The following is a 1,305-nucleotide window of genomic DNA, read 5'->3' on the forward strand; positions in this document are numbered from 1 at the left end:
CCATGCGTGTTGCGATTATTGGTACGGGCTATGTTGGGCTTGTGTCTGGGGCCTGTTTTGCTGATTTCGGGCATACGGTGACCTGTGTGGACAAGGATGCCGGCAAGATCGAGAAGCTGAAGGACGGCGTCATGCCGATCTATGAGCCCGGCCTCGACGCCCTGGTGGCGAGCAATGTCAAGGAAGAGCGCCTGTTCTTCACCACCGATGCCAGGGAAGCGATCAAGGACGCCGATGCGGTGTTCATCGCGGTGGGCACGCCCTCGCGCCGCGGCGATGGCCATGCCGACCTCTCCTATGTCTATGGCGCGGCCGAAGAGATTGCCGGGCTGATGGACGGGTTCACCGTCGTCGTCACCAAGTCGACCGTTCCGGTGGGCACCGGGGACGAGGTGGAGGAGATCATCCGCAAGGCGCGCCCCGAGGCGGAGTTTGCCGTTGTCTCCAACCCCGAATTCCTGCGCGAAGGCGCCGCCATCAAGGACTTCAAGATCCCCGACCGGGTGGTGGTCGGCACCGAGGATGCGCGTGCCCGCGAGGTGATGAAGGAGCTTTACCGGCCGCTCTTCCTCAACGAGACGCCGATCCTCTTCACCTCACGGCGCACCTCCGAGCTGATCAAATATGCGGCCAACGCCTTCCTGGCGGTGAAGATCACCTTCATCAACGAGATGGCTGACCTCTGCGAGAAGGTCGGCGCGAATGTGCAGGAAGTCTCCCGCGGGATTGGCCTGGATGGCCGGATCGGGGCGAAGTTCCTGAATGCCGGGCCCGGCTATGGCGGCTCCTGCTTCCCGAAAGACACCCTCGCTCTCACCAAGACGGCGAATGATTATGGCAGCCCGGTGCGCATCGTCGACACCGTGATCGACGTGAACGCCGCCCGCAAGAAGGCGATGGCCGACAAGGTGATCGCCGCGATGGGCGGGGATGTGACCGGCAAGACCATCGGCGTGCTCGGCCTCGCCTTCAAGCAGAACACGGACGATATGCGCGACGCGCCCTCGCTCGACATCCTGCCCGCCCTGCAGGCGGCCGGCGCGCGGGTTGTGGCGTATGACCCCGAAGCGATGAAGGAGGCCGCCCATCTCCTCAAGAACATCGAGTTTGCGGGCAGCGCCTATGCGGCCGTCGACGGCGCCGACGCAATGGTCATCATCACCGAATGGGACCAGTTCCGCGCCCTCGACATGGGCCGCATCAAGACCGCCATGAAAGGCAATGTCGTCGTCGACCTGCGAAACATCTACAGCCCCGAAGACATGGCCAAACGCGGCTTCGCCTATACCTCCATCGGACGGCCTG

The 1,305-nt window shown here is 63.5% G+C and carries 1 protein-coding gene; it reads left to right on the forward strand.

The window, feature by feature from the left end:
- Positions 1 to 2: 2 nt before the first annotated feature.
- A partial coding sequence (locus HPO_RS19345) for a UDP-glucose dehydrogenase family protein (protein ID WP_035602881.1) occupies positions 3 to 1,305 on the forward strand: 1,303 nt, incomplete at its 3' end.

The organism is Hyphomonas polymorpha PS728, assembly GCF_000685315.1.
GTDB lineage: Bacteria > Pseudomonadota > Alphaproteobacteria > Caulobacterales > Hyphomonadaceae > Hyphomonas > Hyphomonas polymorpha.